Consider the following 15,447-nt stretch of genomic DNA (forward strand, 5'->3'; position numbering starts at 1 on the left):
CCGTACGGAATCAGCTGCCGGACGGGGCAACTGCCGTACGGAGTCAGGCGATACGTTCCAGCACGACCGGCGTGGCCTTGAACTCCGTGCCCGCGGCCGCGATGTCGTAGGAACCCTCGACCGACTCCAGGGCGTACTCGAAGCGCTCGGGGGTGTCGGTGTGGAGGGTCAGCAGGGGCTGGCCCGCGGTGACGGTGTCGCCGGGCTTGGCGTGCAGCTCGACGCCCGCGGCGGCCTGCACCGGGTCCTCCTTGCGGGCGCGGCCCGCGCCCAGGCGCCAGGCGGCGATGCCGATGTCGTAGGCGTCCAGGCGGGTCAGGACTCCGGAGGACGGGGCCGTCACCACGTGCTGCTCGCGGGAGGTGGGCAGCGCGGCGTCCGGGTCACCGCCCTGCGCGGCGATCATGCGGCGCCAGACGTCCATCGCGGAGCCGTCCGCGAGGGCCTTCGCCGGGTCGGCGTCCTTGATGCCCGCCGCGTCCAGCATCTCGCGCGCCAGGGCGATGGTGAGCTCGACGACGTCGGCCGGACCGCCGCCCGCCAGGACCTCCACCGACTCCCGTACTTCGAGCGCGTTGCCCGCCGTCAGGCCCAGCGGGGTCGACATGTCCGTGAGGAGCGCGACCGTCTTCACACCGTGGTCGGTGCCCAACCCGACCATCGTGGAGGCGAGTTCGCGGGCGTCCTCGATGGTCTTCATGAAGGCGCCGGTGCCGACCTTCACGTCCAGGACCAGCGAGCCCGTGCCCTCCGCGATCTTCTTCGACATGATGGAGGAGGCGATGAGGGGGATCGCCTCGACCGTGCCCGTGACGTCGCGCAGCGCGTACAGCTTCTTGTCGGCGGGGGCCAGGCCGTCGCCCGCCGCGCAGATGACCGCACCGGTCGTGTCGAGGACGTGCAGCATCTCCTCGTTCGACAGCAGGGCGCGCCAGCCGGGGATCGACTCCAGCTTGTCCAGCGTGCCGCCGGTGTGGCCGAGGCCGCGTCCGGACAGCTGCGGGACCGCCGCGCCGCAGGCGGCGACCAGCGGCGCCAGCGGAAGGGTGATCTTGTCGCCGACGCCTCCCGTGGAGTGCTTGTCGGCGGTCGGGCGGGAGAGGGAGGAGAACTCCATGCGCTCGCCGGAGGCGATCATCGCGGCGGTCCAGCGGGCGATCTCGCGACGGTTCATGCCGTTGAGCAGGATCGCCATGTTGAGCGCGGCCATCTGGTAGTCGGCGACCTCGCCGCGGGTGTACGCGTCGATGACCCAGTCGATCTGCGCGTCGCTGAGCTCGGCGCGGTCCCGCTTGGTGCGGATGACGGAGACGGCGTCCATGGCCATGGCTTTCCTTCCGAAGACTTCCGAAAATCCGCGGCCCCTCCCGATCGGCCGTTCATCGTCCGGTCGGGAGGGGCCGCGCAGGCGTTACTTGGTGAGATTCTCCGGCCCGAAGGCCTGCGGCAGCATCTCGGAGAGCGGCAGGATTCCGGCCGGGGTCTCCAGGAGCAGATCGGCCCCGCCGAACTCGTACAGCAGCTGGCGGCAGCGTCCGCACGGGACGAGGATCTCGCCCCGTCCGTCGACGCAGGTGAAGTGCGTCAGCCGACCGCCCCCGGTGTTCAGCAGCTGGGAGACCAGACCGCACTCGGCGCACAGTCCGAGCCCGTACGAGGCGTTCTCGACGTTGCAGCCGGTGACGGTCCGGCCGTCGTCGACCAGGGCCGCGACACCGACCGGGAAGCCCGAGTAGGGGGCGTAGGCCCGGGACATGGCGTCCCGCGCGTGCTCCCGCAGAGCCTCCCAGTCGACGGCCGTGGACCCGGCGTCGGCGGACGTCACTTGCCCTGTCCTCTCCGGTACGGCATGCCGTCCGCCTTCGGCATCCGCAGGTGCTGGGCGGACAGCGAGAGAACGAGCAGGGTCACGATGTACGGCGTCGCGGTCACGACCTGCTTGGGCACCTCGTTGGTGGAGGTGTACCAGACGAACATCAGCGCCGAGATCAGGGCGGTGATGACGGCGGGGGTGTACCGCTTCTTCCACACCAGGTAGGCCGCGCCGAAGACCAGCAGGATCGCCAGCAGCAGGATCAGCGCGTGGACGTTCGTACCGCCGCCGCGCAGGTTGAGGCTGTCGGTGTAGCCGAACAGGCCCGCGCCGAGGGCCAGGCCGCCCGGCATCCAGTTGCCGAAGATCATCGCGGCGAGACCGATGTAACCACGGCCGGCCGTCTGGCCGTCCAGGTACACGTTGGACGCCACGATCGACAGGAAGGCGCCGCCGAGGCCGGCGAAGCCGCCCGAGATGATCACGGCGATGTACTTGTACTTGTAGACGTTGACGCCGAGGGACTCGGCGGCCACCGGGTTCTCACCGCAGGAACGCAGCCGCAGGCCGAAGGCCGTGCGCCACAGCACCCACCAGGTGATCGGTACGAGGGCGACCGCGACGACGGTGAGCGGCGACAGGTCGGTGATCAGACCGGCGATCAGACCGGCGATGTCCGAGATCAGGAACCAGCCCTTGTGGTTGAGCGTGTCCAGACCGCTGGAGAGCCCTGGGATGGAGAACGTGCCGAGCGAGTCGACCGGGGGCGACTGCTTGGAGGAGCCCTGCGGGGCGCCCTCGAAGGTGAACTTCGACAGATAGCGGGTGGTGCCGAGCGCCAGGATGTTGACGGCCACACCGGAGACGATGTGGTTGACGTTGAAGGTCACCGTGGCGATGGCGTGCAGGATGCCGCCGAGGCAGCCGCCGATGATGCCGAAGGCGACACCGGTCCACGGGCCCCACTGGTAGCCGGCCCAGGCGCCGAACCAGGTGCCGAGGATCATCATGCCCTCGAGGCCGATGTTGACGACGCCCGCGCGCTCGGCCCACAGGCCGCCGAGGCCCGCGAGGCCGATCGGCACCGCGAGGCGCAGCGCCGTGGACATCTGTCCGGTCGAGGTGATGCCGTCCGCACCGGTGATCAGGCGGACGACCGAGGTCAGGATCAGTACGCCCGTGATGATCAACAGGAGTACGGGGAGCGAGAATCGGCGGCTGCCCTTGCCGGGCTGCTGCGCCTGCGGCTTGGCGACGGTCACGGTGCTCATCGGGCAGCCACCTCCTTCGGGGAGTTGTTGTTGGCGGCGGCCGCGGCCAGTTCCTCACCGACCTGCTTCTGCTGGCGGCGCAGGCCCCAGACACGTACGGCCTCGTAGGAGATGACGACCGCGAAGACGATCAGGCCCTGCATGATCGTGGCGATCTCCTTCTCGTACGCCACCGGGGTCGCGTAGTCGAGGGCGGGGGACGCCTTGTCGAGGAAGGCGATCAAGAGGGCGGCGAAGGCGATGCCGACGGGGCTGTTGCGGCCGAGCAGGGCGATGGTGATGGCGGTGAAGCCCAGTCCGGTCGGGAAGGTCAGGCTGTAGGTGTGGGCGTCGCCGAGCAGCAGCGGCAGACCGGACAGGCCCGCGACCGCGCCGGAGATCAGCATCGCGGTGAGCACCATCTTCTTGGCGTCGACACCGGAGGCCGCGGCGGCGGTCTCGGAGGCGCCGGTGGCACGCAGGTCGAAGCCGAAGCGGGTGCGGTTGAGGACGAGCCAGTACAGGACGCCCATGAGGATCGCGAGGAAGACGAGGCCGTAGATCTCGCCGACGTCCGAGCCGAGGTTGATGCCGGGGAACCAGCCGGACTTCTTCATGACGCCGGTCGTCATGTTGTTGCCGAGCTGCACACCGAACTTGTCGGAGAGGGTGAGGTAGCCGATGACGCTGGTGGCGATCGCGTTCAGCATGATCGTCGCGACGACCTCGCTCACCCCGCGGGTGACCTTCAGAACGCCCGCGATGCCGGCCCACATGGCGCCGGTGAGCATGGCGACCAGCATGAGCGCGGGGATCTGCAGGAAGGACGGCAGCGCGAGGTGCGCGCCGACCACCGCGGTCATCATCGCGGCGAGGCGGTACTGGCCGTCGACTCCGATGTTGAACAGGTTCATCCGGAAGCCGATGGCCACCGCCAGCGCGGCGATGTAGTACATCGACGCCTGGTTGATGATCAGGACCTGGATGTCGGAGTAGGTGGCCTGCTCCAGCATCAGGGAGTACGGCTCGAACGGGTTCTTACCCGAGGCGAGCAGCACGATCGACGTCAGGGCGACCGCCGCGACGAGCGCGATGACCGGGCCGGCCACCGCGAGGAGCACGCGCTCCTTGTCGAACTTCTTCATCGGGCCTCGTCCTCCGGGGCGGCGCTTTCCGCTACGTGCTCCAGGTGTCCGGAGGCGGCGCCGGTCATGGCCGAGCCGAGTTCCTCCGGGGTGACGGTCGCCGGGTCGGCGTCCGCCACGAGCCTGCCGTTGTAGATCACCCGCAGGGTGTCCGACAGGCCGATCAGCTCGTCCAGGTCGGCCGAGATCAGCAGCACGGCCAGGCCCTCGCGGCGGGCCTCGCGGATCTGGTCCCAGATCGCGGCCTGCGCGCCGACGTCCACACCGCGGGTGGGGTGGGCGGCGATCAGGAAGCGCGGCTTGTGGCTCATCTCGCGGCCGACGATCAGCTTCTGCTGGTTGCCGCCGGAGAGCGAGGCGGCGGTGACGTCGATGCCGGGGGTGCGGACGTCGTACTCCTTGACGATCCGCCTGGTGTCCTCCTGGGCGCCCTTGATGTCGAGCCAGAAGCCCTTCGCGTTGGGGGCCTCGGTGACATGGCCGAGGATGCGGTTCTCCCAGAGCGGGGACTCCAGCAGCAGGCCGTGACGGTGGCGGTCCTCGGGGATGTACCCGATGCCCTTCTCACGGCGCTTGCGGGTGGCCCACCCCGTGATCTCGTCGCCGAGGAAGGTGATGGCTCCCGAGTCCGCGTGCTTGAGGCCGATCAGCGCGTCGATGAGCTCGGTCTGACCGTTGCCCTCGACACCGGCGATGCCCATCACCTCACCCGCGTGGATGGTGAAGGTGACGTCGTCGAGGATGCGCCGCACCGCGGCGGCGGTCTCGGCGGTGTCCTCGCTGAGCAGACCGGCGCCCGTCGGCTCGGCGAGCTCGCCGAGCGAGGGGGCACCGCTGGCGAAGACCGTGAGGCCCGCCACCTGGATGACCGGCTTGTCCGTGACGGTGGACTCGGCGGTCTCCGGGGTCGGGAGTTCGCTGCCGACCATCATCTCGGCGAGCTGGCGGGGGGTCGTCTCGGCGGGGACGGCCGTGCCGACCGTCGTACCGCGTCGGATGACCGTGATCTCGTCGGCGACCGAGAGGACCTCGCCCAGCTTGTGCGAGATGAAGATGACGGCCAGGCCCTCGGACTTGAGCTCGCGCAGGTTGTCGAAGAGTGCGTCGACTTCCTGCGGCACCAGTACGGCGGTGGGCTCGTCCAGGATCAGGATGCGGGCGCCGCGGTAGAGGACCTTGAGGATCTCGATGCGCTGGCGCTCGGCGACACCGAGGCTCTCGACCAGGACGTCCGGGCGCACGTTCAGCCCGTACCGGTCGGAGATCTCCTTGATCTTCTTACGGGCACCGCCACCGATGCCGTACAGCTTCTCGCTGCCCAGGACGACGTTCTCCAGGACGGTGAGGTTGTCGGCGAGCATGAAGTGCTGGTGGACCATGCCGATGCCGCGCACGATGGCGTCGGCCGGCGACGAGAAACCGATCTGCTCACCGTCGACGGCGATCGTGCCCTCGTCCGGCTTCTGCATGCCGTAGAGGATCTTCATCAGCGTCGACTTGCCGGCACCGTTCTCGCCGACGAGGGCGTGGACCGTGCCCTTGCGGACCGTCAGGTGGATGTCGTGGTTGGCCACCACACCAGGGAAACGCTTGGTGATCCCCACCAGCTCGACCGCGATCGGCTGTGCGGTGAGCGGAGGGCTGCTGGACGCGTCGATGGCGCACTCTCCTTGAGAAAGGGGCCTATCTACGCGCGTAGCGCCCCTGCTTTAAATAGTGCTCGGACTGGCCGGGCCCGATTCGATCTCATTTTCGATCGAGTTCGATCTGGTTCGATCGGATTCAATCGGGGTCTCGATCTGATTCGGCTACGTCCGGTCCGAGCATTCTGCCGCGCGAACGGGGCGCGGGAAGGTCATCCTCCCCACACCCCGTTCCGTGGCCGTAACGCTTCCATTACAGCGTTGCCTTGGCCATGGTTTCGACGTCCGGTGATGGCGAGTGGTTATCGCCCGGTGATGACGTCTTGACCTTGGCCGGGGGTCATGAGCGCGTTCAGGAGGTCTTGACCGTGATCGAGCCGTCCTTGATGCCCGCCTCGGCCTTCTTCAGCGCGGCCTGCAGGTCGGCGTTGTTCTTGAACACCGGGTTCGAGTCGGCGAGGCTGACACCGCCGGTGGCGAGGCTGGCGCGGACGACGCCGGTCTCGGGCTTGCCGTCGTGGACCGACTTCGCGAGGTTGTACACGGCCCCGGCGACGTCCTTCATGGCCGAGGTCAGGATGGCGTCCTTGTACTTCGCCAGCGCGTCCTGCTTGTACTGGTCGGAGTCCACGCCGATCGCCCAGACCTTGTCCTTGGACGCGGTCTGGATGACGCCCTGACCGGACAGACCCGCGGCGGCGTAGACGACGTCGGCGCCGGCGTCGATCTGACCCTGCGCGGCGCTCGCGCCCTTGTCCGGGCTGGAGAAACCACCCTCGGCGGCGGTCTCGGTCAGGTACTGCGACTTGACCTTGACGCCCTTCTTGGTGTCCTCGACGCCCTGCTTGAAGCCCGCCTCGAACTTGTGGATCAGCGGGACGTCCACGCCGCCGATGAAGCCGACGGTGTTCGACTTGGTGGCCTTGGCGGCGGCGACACCGGCGAGGTAGGAGGCCTGCTCCTCGTGGAAGACCAGGTCGGCGATGTTGGCCGCCTTGTCCTGCTCGTCGTCGATGATGCCGAAGGTGGTCTTCGGGTACTTCGCCGCGACCTCCTTGACGGCCGGCGCGTAGGCGAAGCCGACGCCGATCACCGGGTTGAAGCCCTGCTTGGCGAGCTGCTCGAGGCGCTGCGTCTTGTCGGCGTCCGACTCACCGTCGGTCGGCTCGACGGCCTGCGAGGTGTAGCCGAACTCCTTGTCGGCCTTCGTCATGCCCACGGTGGCGGCATCATTGAAGGACTGGTCGCCCTTGCCGCCCACGTCGTACGCGAGGGCGAGACCCTTGGTCTTGCCGCCGCTGGAGCTGGAGCTGGTGGCGTCGCTGGACGTTCCGCCACAGGCGGAGAGAGCAACGGCGAGGGTAGCGGTCGCAACGCCCGCAACTGTGATTCGGGACACCCGGCGCATGGAACTTGACTCCTTTGTGCAAGCGCCCATACCAGGCGCTGGTTCCGCCGCAGCGTAACGCGCGTAGACCAGACGGAAAACCCCTTCTGTCCGGTCCGTTACCGAGCTGTGGCCGCAGATGCCGCCCAGATTACGGAACGCGGCGGGGCGCTTGCGGGAGGCAAAGATTGGGGGCCGTCGAGGGTGCGGGGTGTCTTCCAGGTCCTGTCGTCAAACTCCCGTGGTCGGCCGGGGGGCGGCCGTGCGGGGTCGGGTGCGTGCCCTCGCCCCGGGGGGCGGCCCTGCGGGGTCGGGTGCGTGCCCTCGCCCCAGAGGGTGACTTCGGGGTCGGGTGCGGGCTCTCGGCGCGCGACGACCGAACTGCCCTACGTTCCGGGCCTGCCGGCGCCGTCACCCGACGGCGACGACGATAGCCATGACGACCGGGCCGAGCGGTACGGCGAAGGAGACCTCTCCGGGCTCACACCGCAGCCGAGTCTGAGTCGACGGAGCACCCTCGTCGACCGGATCGCCTTCGTCGGCCTCCCGGTCGAGGTGCGGATCTCCGGTGAACCGCGCCCTCTGCCGCCCGGCGTCGATGTCACCGCCTGCCGGATCGTCCAAGAGGTGCCGGCCAACGCGCTCGAGTACAGCGACGACGGCAAGGCGTCCGTGACGGTGCGCCGTGCCGGCCGCAGTCTGCGGGTCGGCGAGCCGCCAGGGCGGTACGCCGGTGATAAACGAACGCCCCGGCGGCACACAGCGTGCCGCCGGGGGCAGAACCGGACAGGATCCCGCCGGGTGCCCTCGGCGACCTGACCCGGGCAGGCCTCCCGCAGAGGAGTCGTGGGCCCGACCCTCAAAGCCCGCCAGGACCGCGGGACCGGGACCGTGGCACGTCGCGCACCGGCGACATCACGCCGTCGCCCCCGGCGTACCCGTGAGGGTGCGTCGGGGGCGACGGCGCGGTTGTTCCGGCTTGGCCTGCGGAGTTACTTCGTGTTGACGGTGACCTTGCCGTCGACGATGTCCTGCTTGGCCTTCTCGACCGCCGCGACGGCGTCCGTCATGGCCTTGTACTTCGGGTTGGTGTCCGCGAAGCCGACACCGCCGGACTTCAGGTCGCCGCGCACGACGCCCGAGAGGGGCTTGCCGTCCACGACCGACTTCACCAGGTCGTAGACCGCGCCGCCGACGTTCTTCAGCGCCGAGCCAAGGATGTAGTCCTTGTACTTGGCGAGGGCCGACTGCGAGTACTGGTCGGAGTCGACGCCGATGGCCCACACCTTCTTGGCGGCGGCCTCGGAGATCACGCCCTGACCGGACAGACCGGCGGCGTGGTAAAGCACGTCGGCGCCCTTCTCGATCTGGCCGGCCGCCGCGTCCTTGCCCTTGTCGGGGCTGGAGAAGCCGCCCTCGGCGGGGGTCTGCGTCAGGTACTGCGACTCGATCTTGATCTTCGGGTTGACCGACTTGGCGCCCTGGTCGAAGCCCGCCTCGAACTTGTGGATGAGGGGGATGTCCACGCCGCCGATGAAGCCGATGTGGTTCTTCTTGGTCGCCTTGGCCGCGGCCACGCCCGCGAGGTAGGAGGACTGCTCCTCGGAGAAGACCATGTCGGCGACGTTGGCCGCCTTGTCCTGCTCGTCGTCGATGATGCCGAAGGTGGTCTTCGGGTACTTCGCGGCGACCTCCTTGATGGCCGGCGCGTAGGCGAAGCCGACGCCGATCACCGGGTTGTAGCCGGACTTGGCGAGCTGCTCCAGGCGCTGCACCTTGTCGGCGTCCGACTCGCCGTCGGTCGGCTCGAGGTCCCGGCCGGTGATCTTGAACTCGGTCTCGGCCTTCTGGAACCCGGCGTACGCGGCGTCGTTGAAGGACTGGTCGCCCTTGCCGCCGATGTCGTACGCGAGACCGATGCCCTTCCCGGTGTAGCCCGACGAACTCTTGCTCGAGTCACCACTCGAGTCGCTGCTCGAGTCGGTGCTCGAGTCGGTGCTCGACTTGCCACAACCGACCGCCGCGAGGGCGATGACCGAGACAGCCACCGCTGCTTGGGAGAACCTGGTCCTCCGAGACATCAGACGCACAGCAAGCACCCTTCATCCCCACGGCCGTCGCCGGTCCGCTTCCCCAACACGCCGCCGACGCAGCGATTTCGGCGCACAGTAACGCGCGTAGAAGGGGAGGGGAACGGGGTTTCTCCGGGCCGTTATCGAACCGTGCCGCCACCGGGTTACGTTTGCGCGCCACCCGTTACGGCGGGGTGACGCAAGCGGACGAAGGGGTGCCGATCGGGGCACCGGGCGGACCGGCGGCCCGGGTACCCCTACGTCACTTGTGCGCCACCTCTGAGGGTGGGCTAGCGGATCGCGTCCAGCAGGGCCGCCGCGGTGAAGAGCTCGACTCCGACCGTGATGGCCGACTCGTCGGCGTCGAAGTCGCCGCGATGCAGGTCACGGGTGGTGCGCTCGCCCGGCGTACGGACGCCGAGGCGCGCCATGGCGCCGGGCACGTGCTCCAGGTACCAGGAGAAGTCCTCGCCGCCGAGGCTCTGCTCGGTGTCCTCGACGGAGTGCGAGCCGCGCCGCGAGGTCATGGCGTCATGGAGGAGTTCCGTGACCGCCGGGTCGTTGACGACCGGCGGGACGCCCCGGATGTAGTTGATCTCGGACTTGGCGCGGTACAGGTTCGCGATCTCGTCGATGGCCGCGTGCACCAGGTCGGGCGCCTGTCGCCAGGCCTCGAGGTCGAGGCAGCGTACGGTCCCGGAGAGCTCGGCGTGCTGCGGGATGACGTTGCAGGCGTGCCCGGACTCGACCCGTCCCCAGGTCACCGCGAGCCCGCTGCGGGCGTCCACGCGCCGGGCGACGAGGGACGGCACGTCGGTGACGACGCGCGCGGCGGCGGTGACGAGGTCGGTGGTGAGGTGGGGGCGCGCGGTGTGGCCGCCGGCGCCGTCGAGTGAGACTTCCAGCCGGTCGCAGGCGGAGGTGATGGGACCGTGGCGCAGTCCGATCCGTCCGGCGTCGACCTTCGGGTCGCAGTGCACGCCGATGATCCGCCCCACGCCGTCCAGCACTCCGGACTCGATGGCGTCGGGGGCGCCCCCGGGCAGGACCTCTTCGGCGGGCTGGAAGATCAGCCGTACGGGATGCGGCAGGAGCCCCTGGCGATGCAGCTCGGCGAGGACGAGCCCGGCGCCGAGGACGACGGTCGTGTGCACGTCGTGGCCGCAGGCGTGGGCGCGGTCGGGCACGGTCGAGCGGTACGCGCAGTCACTCTTCGTGTCCGGGATGGGCAGCGCGTCGATGTCGGCGCGCAGGGCGAGCATGCCGCGTCCGCCGTCGACCGCGCGATCCCGTACGCGGGCGCGCGCCCCGTCCCCTTCACCCTCCCCTGCGCCTTCACCGGCGTCGATCCCGATGTCACAGATGAGCCCGGTCCCGATGTCGAGCACGCGGGGCTTGAGGCCCGCCTGCTCCAGGCGTGCCTTGAGCGCCGCGGTGGTGCGGAACTCCTGGTTGCCGAGCTCCGGGTGCATGTGCATGTCGCGTCGGAAGGCGATCAGCTCGGCACGCAGGGCGTCGGGCAGGGTGCCGGGGAGCGCTGCTCCCCCGGGGACATCGGCCTCGTACTCTCGGGACATCAATTGGTTCACCCTTTGAAGGGTAGGGCGGCGGGGCGGCCAACTGACCCACGATCAACAAAACTTCAGCCCGTTAGGGGAAGAAACTTGGCCACGCGCCGCATAGGTTTCCGGTGGGATGGGTAAGCTCGCCCGTCTTTCCGGACGATGGGATCGTGAGCCAGACGGTATGCGCGCCGTGCCCGGACCGCATCCGGGCCGAAGGCCGACTGTCGCGTCCGGGACGATGGCCGACTGCCATGTCCGCCACGATGGCCGACTGCGGTGACGGCCCGTGACCACAGGGTGACGCGGGCCCTTGATGCGGGCCGCCGCCCCTCTCTCGATCCAGTCCGCCGGGGCTGCCGGCGAACTCCCATAGGGGAACGCTCGGGGTGACCGAGCCCATTCCCGTCCCCTACGGTCCCACAGACCCGACCAAGATCATGCGCACGGATGCCTGAACACCACTCCCTGTCGACCCGGGCGCGAGGGGCCGCCGGGGTCCGCGCCGGAGGGCGTGGGGACGACTGGGGGCTCCTGATCAGTCGCCGGCGTCAGACGGCCGTAGTGCCGGCCATGAGGATCTTGCTCCGCCGCAGGTTGGTGTTGCCGAGCTTGCTGCTGGCGGCGGGTTCGGGGTTCCCGGCCGGCGCGTTGATCGCGTCGACCAGGGGTTTCACCGCGTCGCCGTCGCGAGCGCGGAGTCGTTCGAGGCCTTCGGCGGCCGCTCGCTCCCAGATGATCGTGTGGCTCAAGAGGCTTCCGCTCCGGCGACGAGGGCGTCGATCTCGGCCTGGGTGGACGTCGGGCCGCCGGCGGTCTGCGCATAGAAGGACACGGTCGCGTCGGCGAAGTCGATGGCCTCCCCGCGCGCCTCTTCGTTCGGAGCCGAGTCGGCGAGCGCCTGGGTCCACCACGGCGACGCGCGGTGCGTTGCCGGTCAGCGACGTTTCGACGCGGAACAGGCGGTCCCGTAAACACCCGTGGAGCAGGGCGTTCGTGCACAATTCGCTCGCCAGCAGGGCCGCGTCGCCTGCGACGTCGGGGTGACCCCAGTCGACGGCGAGTTGGGCGACGTGTCTGCGGGCGCGGGGGATGTTGCTCGGGTAGGGGGTGTAGTCCACGGAGTCGTAGCGGTCGTCGCCCTTGGGGAAGCGAGGGGGAGGGCGGAGTTGGTCACGGGGTGCGTCTCCTTGCGCCACATTCGAGCGGATTGCCCGGAGCGGACTCGCTCTTCGCGATTCCACCGCCCTGATCGGACGTATCCGCAAGGAGTTCTGAGCCGTGCCGCAGTTCGAGTTCGCCAAGTCCAGCCACAGCAGCGGCAACGGCGAGTGCGTCGAAGTCGCCCGCAACATACCCGGCACCGTCGCGGTCCGTGACTCAAAGGACGTGGACGGGCCCATCCTCCGGGTCGTCTCCTCGGCCTGGGCGGTGTTCGCGGTGCACATGGGCCGGTGAGCGAGCCGCGTCAGTCGTCGCCGACCTGGATCAGCAGGGCGAAACGGTCGCCGTCGCTGCCGATGACGAACGTGTCGTACGAGCAGCTGGTGACAGTGTCCACGCTGAGGTCGTCCCTGTTGGACCACCAGCGCGCGCCAGGACCGAGCAACCCCACCACACGTGCGGCGATCGATGTGGCCTCGGCACGGTCCATGAAGGCGAATTCGGGGAACATGAGGTTCGCCGAGGCGAGTTCACCCAAGAGTGCGGTGGCCTCTGCCAGAGACTTGGGGTACAGCGACAGTTCGATCTGCGGCGCAGACGCCGGTCCGTCCGTGCCGTAGGCGTACTGGTGCCAGTAGCCCTCGTACAACTCGGCGACAAGAGCCTGTACTTGCTCGGCGACGGCCTTCGTGAGACCGCCCGACCCGCCGGCGGGCCGAAGTGTGCCCGCGCTGACGTACACGCGCAGATCGTACGAGAGGCTCTTGAGCAGGACCGCCAACTCGTCCACGGGCGCGGTCACTTCGCGTCTCCCTGCGGCGGGGGCCCGTACTGGGCCCGCGTCCCACTGAGCCGCTCGGCGACCAGCGCGAGCCAGCCGCTCGGTGCGTACGGGGCCGGGGGGTCCACCTCCATGCCCAGCTCGGCGACGGCGAGAGCGTAGTCGGACTCCTCCAGGCTGAGGGTGAGCAGCTCGTGAAGCTCCCCCACGAGGCGGGCCACGAGCTGCGGGGCGGTGGAGGACCGGTAGTCGTCGACGGCGGCGTCGTGGTCTTCGAACTCGTCCGGCATGTCCTGGGTGAACCAGCCGCCGAGGAACTGGGCGAGTTCGGGGAAGCGGGCGTGCCATTCCCAGTGGGTGGCGGGGGCGGCCGGGGGCGGGGCCTCGCCGGTCTCGACGCTGTGCTTGATGTGGTCGGCGAGGCAGGTCAGCCACTGCTCGATGTCCGACTCGGGTAGCCCGACGTCCGGGATCGCGTAGAACTCGCCGAGGCGCAGGCGGAGTCGGCCGGGCGGGTTGCGGGCGTACTCGCGCAGCTGGGCCTCTGCCGTGGCCAGTGTCCAGGGGCGGGTGTGCCAGGTGTGGCGGATGTAGGCGGTCAGGGCCTGGCTGGGCCTGTCCGGGGTGTCGTCGGCGGGCTGCCCGGCGTAGGCGCGGATCACCTGGTCCAGTTCGCCGTACCGGCGGTCGTGTTCGAGGGGGCTCAGGGGCACGGTGATCAGCCTCTACTGGTCTCTACGGGGCTCTACAGATAGACGGGGAAGGTGGCCTGGACGACGAAGCCATGGGGGCGGGTCGCGTCACGCTTGAGCACCACGCGGGCCGCGCGCACGCCCACGGGATCGCGGCCCGCCAGCATCATCGCCTGGATCAGCACCCGGCCGACCGGCTCGGTACGCGAGGGCCACGACGCCTCGATCGTCAGACGGGGGCGGGTGGACTGGGCGAGCCAGCGGTGGATGAGCTGCTCGTTGGCGGTGACGACCTGCTGGGTGGCCCATTGGGCGGTTTCGCGGTCGGGGTAGGTGGCGGAACGGGTACGCATGGTGTGCGATTGTCCCTCGTCGTGAATCTACCTGGGTTCCCACATCGGTGAGTGGAACTCTCTCATGTGCTCGCTGCAGAGGCGGGCGAAGAGGGGGAGGAACTCGGTGAAGTCGTCGCTACCCGAACCGCCGTGCATTCCAGCCCCGCAGAAGAATCTGTCCAGTTGATCCTCGGTGTGAAAAAGCGCCAGAGCTTCGTGGCATTCGGCGACAGCAGCCGGAAGATTCCACGGGCATTCAGGGTGCGTCTCGTCGATGTACATGCGGACCCCCTCCTCCGTGCTCGCGTCCTGCATGTCGTCACTTACGGCCGCACCATCCTGTCCGAAATAAAGGGGCAGGATATTACTCAGACGCGGGAAGCGCATGATCAGTTCTCGAGCGGTTACCGGGGTGTCGCTGATGGCTTCCCTGTCCAGTGGGGAAGCCCACTGTTCCACATAGTCGGCGATTTCCCGAAAAATGGCAGCTGTACGCTCCTCGGGGTACCCCATGGGAAAATTATCCAAGGCGTGGTGCGAGCCATCTGGATGGGTTTCAAACAAATCGGCGGCAGTACGGAGTTGCGCTCCGATCTCGTACCGGTTCCTACCGCCGTCCATTTCCGAGTTCCAAATGCCACGAACGACAGGAAAGAGCTCCTTCTTCCACTCCGAAGCGTCGTCCGGGATATTATCCTGATAGCGCCCGTAGAGCTTGAGAAGGTTTCTTGCTCCTTCGAGGCAAAAATACTCGATCACATCCTGGCGCGTAATTGCCATTCAGGACTCCTGGCTCTTCTCGACCGGCATGGACGTCATGACGGCAGTGCTCTGTTGGCGGTCGGCCTTGTCATCGCCCTGGGAATCCATGCAACTCTGCGAGGTGTTCATTTCCCTTCCGGACGATCTCCAGCAGAACATTGCGAGACACCCAAGGGATGCTCTGCGAAAGCGTCGAGCGCAGAACGTCCGGATCCGGAAAGAGGATCAGGGCTTCCTGTGCCTGCGCCACGAGAGCCGTTGCGCTGCTCGCGCATTCTCCGGGATGCATGCTGTCGAACCCGGCCCACAGACACTCGTCGAGCGTCTCGAACTCGTCGGTCTCCACCCAGTATTTGAAGTCGATCACTTGCGGAAAAGCGAGGGAGACCTCCCAGGGAGCCATGGGAAGCTCCCCATATCCGGGGACAACCTCACTGTCGAGCTTGCGGATGGCCGAGGCGGTGTCCGACAGGTACTCCTCCACCGAACCACCGTCCGCCGCAAGGGCCAGCCTCTCCTCGAAACCTGCCGGAAGTCGGGTTCGCAAGGAGCTCGCCAACACCTCCGCGACAAGGTCCACCGTGGCCGCGGCAGTGGCCAGCGGCAGCGCCCAAGAAGCACTCCCCGTACTCCGCATGCTCCGGCAGAGGCGGGCAATCTCGTTCTCGAAATCCTCGTCCTCCGAGGTGTTCGCGCGAAGGGACAGGTCGAGCAACCGCGCAACAAATCCGTTGTTGAACACTGCCCCGATGTATGTGGTCAACGCTGGTGACACCTTTCATGCTTCTTCTTTCACGCTCACGGAACCGGCAGTGTCGGCTCACGGCGTCGTGGGCATGGA

At 68.4% G+C, this 15,447-nt stretch carries 16 protein-coding genes; 2 read left to right on the forward strand and 14 right to left on the reverse strand.

Going from position 1 to position 15,447, the window contains the following annotated elements:
* Positions 1–43 precede the first annotated feature (43 nt).
* The 6 genes from AQJ27_RS12575 to AQJ27_RS12600 form a co-directional block, all read right to left on the reverse strand.
* Complete coding sequence (locus AQJ27_RS12575) at positions 44–1,327, reverse strand: thymidine phosphorylase (protein ID WP_067366551.1); 1,284 nt, start codon at positions 1,325–1,327, stop codon at positions 44–46.
* A gap of 84 nt (positions 1,328–1,411) precedes the next feature.
* Positions 1,412–1,825: a cytidine deaminase gene (locus AQJ27_RS12580; RefSeq protein ID WP_079064936.1), complete on the reverse strand. Its 414-nt coding sequence runs from the start codon at positions 1,823–1,825 to the stop codon at positions 1,412–1,414.
* The gene (locus AQJ27_RS12585; protein ID WP_067366554.1) at positions 1,822–3,084 is read right to left on the reverse strand and encodes an ABC transporter permease; all 1,263 of its coding nucleotides are present in this window, start codon (positions 3,082–3,084) and stop codon (positions 1,822–1,824) included. Before AQJ27_RS12585 ends, AQJ27_RS12580 begins: the two co-directional genes overlap by 4 nt.
* Entirely contained in the window at positions 3,081–4,208 is a 1,128-nt protein-coding gene (locus tag AQJ27_RS12590) for an ABC transporter permease (RefSeq protein WP_067366557.1), read from the reverse strand. The genes AQJ27_RS12585 and AQJ27_RS12590 overlap by 4 nt, the downstream gene beginning before the upstream one ends.
* Positions 4,205–5,866 (reverse strand): ABC transporter ATP-binding protein, encoded by a 1,662-nt coding sequence (locus tag AQJ27_RS12595; protein WP_079064937.1) that lies wholly within the window; start codon positions 5,864–5,866, stop codon positions 4,205–4,207. The genes AQJ27_RS12590 and AQJ27_RS12595 overlap by 4 nt, the downstream gene beginning before the upstream one ends.
* 337 nt (positions 5,867–6,203) lie before the next feature.
* The gene (locus AQJ27_RS12600) at positions 6,204–7,259 is read right to left on the reverse strand and encodes a BMP family lipoprotein (protein WP_067366563.1); all 1,056 of its coding nucleotides are present in this window, start codon (positions 7,257–7,259) and stop codon (positions 6,204–6,206) included.
* A gap of 297 nt (positions 7,260–7,556) precedes the next feature.
* Between AQJ27_RS12600 and AQJ27_RS56355 the strand changes: the two genes are divergently transcribed.
* Positions 7,557–8,057, forward strand: coding sequence for a sensor histidine kinase (locus AQJ27_RS56355; protein WP_159064350.1), 501 nt, complete (start codon positions 7,557–7,559; stop codon positions 8,055–8,057).
* 173 nt (positions 8,058–8,230) lie between these two features.
* Here the strand turns inward: AQJ27_RS56355 and AQJ27_RS12610 are convergent, their stop codons facing one another.
* The 3 genes from AQJ27_RS12610 to AQJ27_RS12620 all read right to left on the reverse strand — a co-directional run bounded on the left by AQJ27_RS12610 (position 8,231) and on the right by AQJ27_RS12620 (position 11,624).
* On the reverse strand, positions 8,231–9,319 hold the full coding sequence (locus AQJ27_RS12610) for a BMP family lipoprotein (RefSeq protein WP_067367778.1): 1,089 nt from the start codon (positions 9,317–9,319) through the stop codon (positions 8,231–8,233).
* Between the two features lie 281 nt (positions 9,320–9,600).
* The gene (locus AQJ27_RS12615) at positions 9,601–10,887 is read right to left on the reverse strand and encodes an amidohydrolase (protein WP_067366569.1); all 1,287 of its coding nucleotides are present in this window, start codon (positions 10,885–10,887) and stop codon (positions 9,601–9,603) included.
* A gap of 536 nt (positions 10,888–11,423) precedes the next feature.
* Entirely contained in the window at positions 11,424–11,624 is a 201-nt protein-coding gene (locus tag AQJ27_RS12620) for a hypothetical protein (RefSeq protein ID WP_067366572.1), read from the reverse strand.
* Positions 11,625–12,153: 529 nt separating this feature from the next.
* Here AQJ27_RS12620 and AQJ27_RS12625 point away from each other — a divergent pair.
* Positions 12,154–12,330 (forward strand): DUF397 domain-containing protein, encoded by a 177-nt coding sequence (locus AQJ27_RS12625; protein WP_067366575.1) that lies wholly within the window; start codon positions 12,154–12,156, stop codon positions 12,328–12,330.
* Between the two features lie 10 nt (positions 12,331–12,340).
* Here the strand turns inward: AQJ27_RS12625 and AQJ27_RS12630 are convergent, their stop codons facing one another.
* The 5 genes from AQJ27_RS12630 to AQJ27_RS12650 form a co-directional block, all read right to left on the reverse strand.
* Positions 12,341–12,838: a hypothetical protein gene (locus AQJ27_RS12630; RefSeq protein WP_067366578.1), complete on the reverse strand. Its 498-nt coding sequence runs from the start codon at positions 12,836–12,838 to the stop codon at positions 12,341–12,343.
* Positions 12,835–13,530, reverse strand: a complete 696-nt coding sequence (locus AQJ27_RS12635) for a contact-dependent growth inhibition system immunity protein (RefSeq protein WP_067366581.1) — start codon at positions 13,528–13,530, stop codon at positions 12,835–12,837. Before AQJ27_RS12635 ends, AQJ27_RS12630 begins: the two co-directional genes overlap by 4 nt.
* A 32-nt stretch (positions 13,531–13,562) precedes the next feature.
* The gene (locus AQJ27_RS12640) at positions 13,563–13,862 is read right to left on the reverse strand and encodes an RNase A-like domain-containing protein (protein ID WP_067366584.1); all 300 of its coding nucleotides are present in this window, start codon (positions 13,860–13,862) and stop codon (positions 13,563–13,565) included.
* Between the two features lie 27 nt (positions 13,863–13,889).
* On the reverse strand, positions 13,890–14,624 hold the full coding sequence (locus AQJ27_RS12645; RefSeq protein WP_067366587.1) for a hypothetical protein: 735 nt from the start codon (positions 14,622–14,624) through the stop codon (positions 13,890–13,892).
* A 70-nt stretch (positions 14,625–14,694) separates the two neighbouring features.
* On the reverse strand, positions 14,695–15,369 hold the full coding sequence (locus AQJ27_RS12650; RefSeq protein ID WP_067366590.1) for a hypothetical protein: 675 nt from the start codon (positions 15,367–15,369) through the stop codon (positions 14,695–14,697).
* Positions 15,370–15,447 lie beyond the last annotated feature (78 nt).

This window comes from Streptomyces olivochromogenes (assembly GCF_001514115.1).
GTDB lineage: Bacteria > Actinomycetota > Actinomycetes > Streptomycetales > Streptomycetaceae > Streptomyces > Streptomyces olivochromogenes.